We start from the raw sequence: 8,136 nt of genomic DNA, 5'->3' as shown, positions 1-8,136 counted from the left end.
CGAGGTGACTTACGACCCTGCCGAGGTGGTCGTCCCGCCGTTCCTGCCCGACAGCCCCGAGTGCCGCGGCGAACTGGCCCAGTATTACCTGTCTGTCAGCTGGCTGGACCAGGGTATCGGGTTCCTGCTGGAGGAGCTGGAAAAAAGCGGTCAGGCCGGGGATACGCTGGTGATCTATATCTCGGACAACGGGATCGCCATGCCGGGGGCCAAGACCACGATCTACGACCCAGGGATCCTGATGCCGATGCTGGTCCGCTGCCCGTCGCTGGGCCTCCCGGGAGGCTCGGTCTGCGACGCGATGGTCAGTTTTACCGACCTGGTGCCGACTATCCTGGACTGGACCGGCGCCAGGGGGCCGGACTACGAGTTGCCCGGCCGCAGTTTCCTGCCGGTTATCGGCGAGCGAAACCCCGCGGGCTGGGACGAGATTTTCTGCAGCCACACGTTCCACGAGATCCAGATGTACTACCCGATGCGCTCGATCCGTACCCGGAAGTACAAGTATATCCTGAACCTCGCCCACAAGCTCGATTTCCCGTTCGCCAGCGACCTGTTCTACTCCGACACCTGGCAGGCAATCCTGACCCGCCAGGAGCCGATGCTCGGGGTCCGCTCCGTGGATGCGTACATCTACCGCAAGCGCGAGGAACTATACGATCTGGAGAACGACCCCGACGAGGTTGTCAACCTGGCCGGCGACCCGGCCCGCCGCGCCGCGCTGACTGAACTGCGCGGCAGGCTGAAAGCCTGGCAGGAAGCCACCGACGACCCCTGGCTGGTGAAATACACCTACGAGTAGTCACCCGCATTTTACTCGGGTGTTGACGTTGACGGTGGGCAAGCGCGGTAAACTCTCCGCCAAATGTTTCTTTGCGCATGTCGAAGGTTTCAGGTTAAGTTAGAGCAATCTCCAACTATCCACCTTTGACCGCGAGTACCGTTATGTTACCGCTCCTGGGCCTGCCGTTCTACGGCTTCGTGCTGGAAGCGAGCGATATCCGCGGTCCCGGCGACGGCGGCCGCTAGCTCAATTACAGCGAGATCACGCTCAGCTATGCCTCCGGCGGCTGGCAACAGTGGCCGAAAAAAAATGGACGTTTGAGTAAACCTTGTGAGCTTAGCTGGTTATGTACATTAACACGACTGAAATCATGGGGATTTTAACTTAATGCCTGCCAAGCTGTTATCTGCCTTTGATTCCACTTTGAAAAAGGCGGAATATTATCCGGGCCTCCTGTCACCTAACCACCGAACGTTGCGGCGGTGATTAGACGATAGGCCGCCTGAGATCAATTTTTTCAGTTCCATTAAGTTTGATGGTGAATCAAATTGAGATCTTTTCTGCTAATCACAACCATATTTTTGTGCTCTATCGCCCGGCAAGGTATATCAGCCGAAAGCGCGTCCTTGGATCATCTTAGCGATCCTGGTAAATTCCAGGCTCCCGAGCTGACCGAAAGCTCCACCCTTGATGACTACCTGCTTTATGCCCTGGCAGCCAACCCCGCACTCAAGGCGTCTTACCACCGCTGGGAAGCTGCGGTGCAGCAGGCACCTCAAGCCGGTGCTCTGCCTAATCCCCGGCTGGGCTACGGTTACTTCCTGCGCCAGGTCGAAACGCGCGTGGGGCCGCAGGTCCAGCGCTTCGGGTTGAGCCAGGCATTCCCCTGGTTCGGCAAATTGAGCCTGGCCGAGAGCAAGGCTGCCAAGGCCGCGCGGGCAGCAGGGCGAAAGTTCGAGGCCGACCGGGTGGAACTCTACCGCAAGGTCAGGGTGGCTTACTACGATTACTGGTTCCTCGGCAGGCGGATCGAGATTACCCAAAGCAACCTGGCTCTGCTGGAGCAGACCGAAGAGATTGCAAGCAACCGCTACAGCACCGGCTCGGGCGGATTCAGTCAGTTGATCAAGGTGCAGGTGGAGATGGGCAAGCTGGAGGATGGGATCGCCACCTTGGAGGACCTCGCCACGAGCCATGCTGCGGCGTTCAACGCCCTGCTGGGCCGTGACACCGGCCTGCCGCTGCCTTTTCCTGCTGCGATAGATACCACCGCTGTTGTGCAATCTCCTGCCGAGCTGGAGCAGCTCCTGGTGGAACGCAATCCGGAGCTGGCCCGCCTGCGTGAATTGCAAGGTTCGGCCGAGGACGGGGTACGGCTGGCGGGCAAGCAGCGCTGGCCGGACGTGATGGTGGGCTTGGATTATATCCAGACCGACGAAAGCGAAATGCCCAACATTGCCGACAACGGCAGAGACCCGCTGATAGCCAGTGTCAGTATCAACCTCCCGCTTTCTTTCGGCAAGTACGAGGCGGCCGAAAAACAGGCCGCCAGCAGGCTTGGCGCGCTCAGGCAGCAGGAAATGGACATGACCAACATGCTGAGCGCACGGCTTAAGCAAGCAGTGGTGGACTTGGATGACGCGGACCGCAAGGTTGACCTTTACGGCTCCACGCTGGTACCGAAAGCCGAACAGTCCCTGGAGGCGGCGATCACCGCACTATCTGCGGGAAAAGCCGATGCGCTGGACGTGCTCGATGCTCAGCGCACTCTGTTGGACTTCCAGCTCGAACTGGAGCGCTCACTGGCCGCACTGGCAAAATCCGTGGCCGAGATTGAAGCCCTCACAGGCGAAACACTGAACATTGACCGGGCCGCTCAGGCCCATCCCGAGGGCGGCAACTGACATTCCGCCGCCATTAATCTCAGTAAACTTCTCCCTGACGGGAGGAAGGAGACAGAAGATGATTACCCGCATATTGACCACCACGATGATCATGGCCATGCTGGCGATTACGCCGGCGATATTCGCTCAGCACGAGGGGCACGGAAACCACTCCGAGGGAGACGGCAGCCACGCAAAGGTTGATGCCAAAACCCAGACCGCCTGCCCGCTATCGAGCAAGCAGATCGACAAGGAAATCTACGCCGACCATGACGGCAAGCGGGTTTATTTCTGCTGCGCGGACTGCAAAGCCGCGTTTGAAAAAGACCCGGCGAAAATTATCTCCAAGCTCGAGGCCCAGGGTGTCAAGCTGGAGACAGTCTCCAAGATGCAGACCGAGTGCCCGGTGATGGGCGGCGACATCGACAAGCTGCTCTATTCGGTACATGACGGGAAGAAGGTTTATTTCTGCTGCCCGATGTGCAGGCCGAAGTTCGAGATAGTTCCGGCCAAGTACATTAAGAAGATGGAAGCCAAGGGAATCGAATTTGAACAAGTCAAAAAAAGCGAGTAGATGATAATGAATAACGGACTGCCCGGAAAAATCAGAGATATTTTCGGCAAGGTCCCGTTGTGGGCCTTGCTGGTAGCGGTATTCCTGCTGGGATTCCTGCTCCGGGGAGGCGGGGGCGAGACGGCCCACGACCACGCCGCCTCGCAGGCTCCGGCGGAAGCCGGGCAGCAGCAGGCAGCTGTCTGGACCTGTGCGATGCATCCCCAGGTCCGCCAGCCCGAGCCGGGCAAATGCCCGATCTGCGGAATGGACCTGATCCCCGTCGCGGACGGCGGCGCTGAAGGCCTCGGCCCTCGCCAGATCAAGTTAGGCGCAACAGCGCGCGAGTTGGCCGAGGTGCAGACTGCGAAGGTCGAGCGGCGGCGGGCTACACACTCTATCCGCATGCCCGGCCGGGTGAGCTATGACGAGACCCGGGTGTTCCATATCACGGCCTGGGCCGGCGGCCGGATCGACAGGCTGTATGTGGACTACACCGGGATGCGGGTGCGCAAGGGTCAACCGGTGGCCGAGCTTTACAGTCCTGAATTATATAGCGCTCAGGAGGAACTGCTGCAGGCTATCAAAGGCCAGGAGCAGTTCCGCAACAGCGCGCTGGCCTCCATTCGCCGAACTGCTGAGACTACCGTGACGGCGGCCCGTCGCAAGCTGGAACTCTACGGACTGACTGAGGAGCAGATCGAAGCTGTTGTGGAACGTGGTGAACCAACAACGAACCTGAATATCTACGCCCCGATTGGCGGCACAGTGGTTGAGAAGAACGCGATGATCGGGATGTACGTCAAGACCGGAACCTCCTTGTACAAGGTCAGTGACTTGAGTACGGTCTGGGTGGAGTTCGACGCCTACGAGTCGGATCTTCCCTGGCTGAAGGTGGGCCAGGAAGTATCTTTCACCACTCCGGCGTTCCCCGGCGAGAAATTCAGCGGTACGATCAGTTTTATCGATCCGATGCTGGACCCTAAAAGCCGCACCGTAGATGTCCGCGTGGTAACTCTTAATCATGACGGCAGACTGAAACCGGAAATGCTGGCCTCGGCAATCGTGGAATCACGAGCCGACCCGTCGGCCGGGAACCCGCTGATGGTCCCGGCCACCGCGCCGCTGATTACCGGTAAACGAGCCGTGGTCTATGTCAGAGTGCCGGGTGATGACGGGTTATTCGAGGGCCGGGAAGTGGTGCTGGGGCCGCGGGCGGGGGATTACTTTATCATCCGCGAGGGATTGAGCGAGGGAGAGGAAGTGGTGACCAACGGTGCGTTCAAGATCGACGCGGCCGTGCAGATAGCCGCCGGGCTCAGCATGATGAGTCCCGAGGGAGGAGGCGCCGGCAGTGGGATGCACGATCACTCGGCAATGACAAGCCGCGGAATGGAAGGGCGGGAAGGCGCATCAATGGTTGAAGCAGCACCGGAGATCGACACGGCAAAATTACCGGAGCAGTTCACCGACGGCCTGGCCGCGCTCTACAGCGCCTATTTCGCCGTGCATGAGGCCCTGGCTGCCGACCTTTACGAGCAAGCAGTCCAGGAGGCGGATTCTTTCACGAAAGCACTTGCGCAAGTGAAAATGTCCGTGCTCTCGGCCGACCAGCACATGGCCTGGATGGGCTATCACAAAAATCTTAAAAACGCGGCTGAGGGCATCTCCGCCGCCGGCAATATCGCCAGCGCGCGGGAAGCGTTTGAACGTCTCAGCAGCACAATGGTCGCCACCGTAAAAAACTTCGGCGGGCACGGTGACCAGCCGCTGGTGCTGTTTCACTGCCCGATGGCGTTCGACAACCGCGGCGCAGAGTGGCTGCAGAACGACTCCGAGACCAGGAACCCCTATTACGGCTCGATGATGCCGGGCTGCATGGACAGGGTGAACACATTGTTCATAGCTGACGGGAAGGGAAATTGAGCGACGATGAGTAACGGGAAGCAGTTCAACGTCGACCAGCCATCCCTGCTCGACAAGCTCATCCGGATGTTCCTGGAAAAAAAGATGTTCACCTTCCTGCTGGTAATCCTGGTGGTGGTCGGGGGTATGATGACCGCCCCTTTCGCCTGGGACCTCGGCGGATTTCTGCCCCGCGACCCGGTGCCCGTGGACGCTATCCCCGATATCGGCGAGAACCAGCAGATCGTGTTTACCGACTGGACCGGACGCTCGCCGCAGGATGTTGAGGACCAGATCACCTACCCCTTGACCGTGGCCCTGCTGGGTATCCCCTCGGTCAGGACTGTCCGCAGTTACTCGATGTTCGGCTTTTCCACGATCTACGTCATCTTCAACGAGGACGCCGAGTTCTACTGGTCCCGCTCGCGCGTGCTGGAAAAACTCAACAGCCTGCCAGCCGGTTCGCTGCCTGCCGATGTCCAGCCCGCGCTGGGCCCCGACGCCACCGCGCTGGGCCAGGTCTACTGGTATACGCTCGAGGGCCGTGACAAGCAGGGCCGCCCCGCCGGCGGCTGGGACCTCCAGGAACTCCGCAGTATCCAGGACTGGCAAGTGCGCTACTCGCTGATGAGCGCCGAGGGCGTCAGCGAGGTGGCCTCGATCGGCGGGTTCGTCAAGGAATACCAGGTCGATGTCGACCCGGACGCCATGCTGAAAAAGGGCGTTGCCCTGGCTGACGTCGTGCGGGCGGTGAAGATGTCCAACCTCGATGTGGGCGCCAAGACTATCGAGATCAACAAGGTCGAGTATATCGTCCGCGGCATCGGGTTTATCAAACAGGTCGAGGACCTGCGCCAGGCGGTGGTCAAGGTGGTGGACAACGTGCCGATCCGCCTGGCCGATATCGCCAATGTCAGCCTGGGGCCCGCCACCCGGCGGGGAGTGCTGGACAAGGAGGGCACGGAAGTAGTGGGCGGTGTGGTGGTGGTCCGCTACGGACAGAACCCGCTGGCCGCGATCCAGAACGTCAAGGATATGATCGCGGAAATCGCCCCCTCGCTGCCGTCCAAAGTGCTGCCCGACGGGCGCACCAGCAAGCTCACGATTGTCCCTTTCTACGACCGTACGGGGCTGATCTACGAAACCCTCGGCACGCTGAATCGGTCGCTTTCCGAGGAGATAATGGTCAGCATCATCGTGATCCTGGTGCTGGTGCTCAATATCCGCAGCTCGTTCCTGATCAGCGGACTGCTGCCCCTGGCCGTGCTGGCCTGCTTTATCGCCATGCGTTATTTCGGGGTCGACGCCAATATCGTGGCCCTCTCGGGGATCGCGATCGCTATCGGCACGATGGTCGATATGGGGATCGTGATCTGCGAAAATATCCTCCGTCACCTGGATGAGGCCCACCCGGACGAAAGCAGGCTGGAGGTTATCTACCGCGCTGCCACCGAAGTGGGCGGGGCGGTGTCCACCGCTGTCGCCACCACCGTGGTCAGTTTCCTGCCGGTATTCGCGATGACCGGGGCCGAGGGCAAGCTGTTCAAACCGCTGGCCTATACCAAAACTTTCGCCCTGATCGCCTCGGTTATTATCGCCCTGACCGTGATCCCGCCGTTGGCGCACCTGCTCTGGAGACGGAGCCGGAACCTCGGCTCACGTGTCAAGTTGACTCCCTGGCTGTTGGTTGCCGCGGGCGTAGCCGCTGCAATCTGGCTCAACGCCTGGATCGGCCTGCTGCTGATCGGCTTCGGCGCCTACCGGCTGTTCGAGGATCGCATTCCGCAGGAGTTCCGGCGTTGGGCCTGGCTTGTCGGCAACGGAGGACTGGTGCTGATTGTTACTTTCCTGCTGGCCGGGCACTGGCTGCCGCTGGGACCGGAAAAAGGCACCATGTTAAACGTGGTGTTCGTTGCGATGATAATCGGGGGCCTGCTGGCGCTGGTTTCCATCTTCCAGCTGTTTTACAGCGGCTGGCTGCAATGGTGCCTGGCCCACAAGGGTTTGTTCATGCTTATTCCGCTGGCGGTGGTGCTTGTCGGCGGGTGGGTCTGGCTCGGTTTCGACCGCTTTTTCGGCTGGCTGCCCGAGCCGCTGCAGCGCTCGGCTCCGTACGCCTACCTGAATCACAAGTTTCCGGGTTTAGGGCGTGAGTTCATGCCCTCGCTCGATGAGGGCAGTTTCCTGCTGATGCCCACCACCATGCCCCACGCCTCGATCGGCGAGGCTTACGACGTGCTGAGCAAGCAGGACATGCGTATCTCCTCGATCCCAGAGGTCAGCGGAGTGGTGGGCAAGATCGGCCGGGCGGACAGCCCGCTCGACCCGGCGCCGATCTCGATGATTGAGACCGTGATCAACTACCACCCGCAGTACATGAGCGACGAGAACGGCCGCCGGCTCACTTTCGCTTTCGATTCCGACAGTACCGGGCTGTTCCACAACCCCGACGGCGATCCGGTCGCCGCAGACGATGGCGAGTTCTACACCGTGCGCGGCGTGTTCCTTCGCGACAGCGCGGGGCAGCTCGTGCCTGATCCCGGCGGAGCACCCTTTCGTATGTGGCGGCCTGCTCTCGATCCGGCCCTTAACCCGGGACGTGACTCCTGGCCCGGAATCTCCAGCCCGGACGACATCTGGGACAACATCGTGGCAGCAGCCCGCCTGCCGGGCACTACCAGCGCTCCCAGGCTGCAGCCGATAGAGGCCCGGATCGTGATGCTGCAGAGCGGGATGAGAGCGCCGATGGGAGTCAAGGTGCGCGGACCGGACCTGGAGAGTATCGAGCAGGCGGCCCTGGCAATCGAGGCCGCGTTGAAAGAAATCCCAAGTATCAAGCCGGCGACTGTTAATGCAGACAGGGTGGTGGGCAAACCATACCTGGAGATCAGGATCGACCGGGAGAAGATCGCCCGCCACGGTTTGATGATTATGCAGGTTCAGCAGGCGTTAATGAGCGCTGTAGGCGGCATGCCGGTGACCACCACGGTAGAAGGCCGTGAGCGCTATCC

At 60.6% G+C, this 8,136-nt stretch carries 4 protein-coding genes and 1 pseudogene (1 of these 5 only partly in view); all 5 read left to right on the top strand.

Annotated elements, in window-relative coordinates; translation table 11 throughout:
* Nucleotides 1-802 (top strand): sulfatase-like hydrolase/transferase (locus FVQ81_16750; GenBank protein MBW7998181.1); only part of this gene is annotated, 802 nt, incomplete at its 5' end.
* Between the two features lie 608 nt (nt 803-1,410).
* On the top strand, nt 1,411-2,688 hold the full coding sequence (locus FVQ81_16745) for a TolC family protein (GenBank protein MBW7998180.1): 1,278 nt from the start codon (nt 1,411-1,413) through the stop codon (nt 2,686-2,688).
* 58 nt (nt 2,689-2,746) lie between these two features.
* Nucleotides 2,747-3,241, top strand: a complete 495-nt coding sequence (locus tag FVQ81_16740) for a hypothetical protein (GenBank protein MBW7998179.1) — start codon at nt 2,747-2,749, stop codon at nt 3,239-3,241.
* Nucleotides 3,242-3,247: 6 nt separating this feature from the next.
* A complete protein-coding gene (locus FVQ81_16735; protein MBW7998178.1) occupies nt 3,248-5,146 on the top strand; it encodes an efflux RND transporter periplasmic adaptor subunit in 1,899 nt (632 codons plus the stop codon).
* Between the two features lie 6 nt (nt 5,147-5,152).
* Nucleotides 5,153-8,136: pseudogene (locus tag FVQ81_16730) on the top strand (efflux RND transporter permease subunit); it runs 897 nt beyond the window's last position.

The organism is Candidatus Glassbacteria bacterium (assembly GCA_019456185.1).
Taxonomy (GTDB): domain Bacteria; phylum Gemmatimonadota; class Glassbacteria; order GWA2-58-10; family GWA2-58-10; genus JAJRTS01.
The sequence above is the reverse complement of the archived record's forward strand: the minus strand, read 5'-3'. Positions and strand labels throughout refer to the sequence as shown.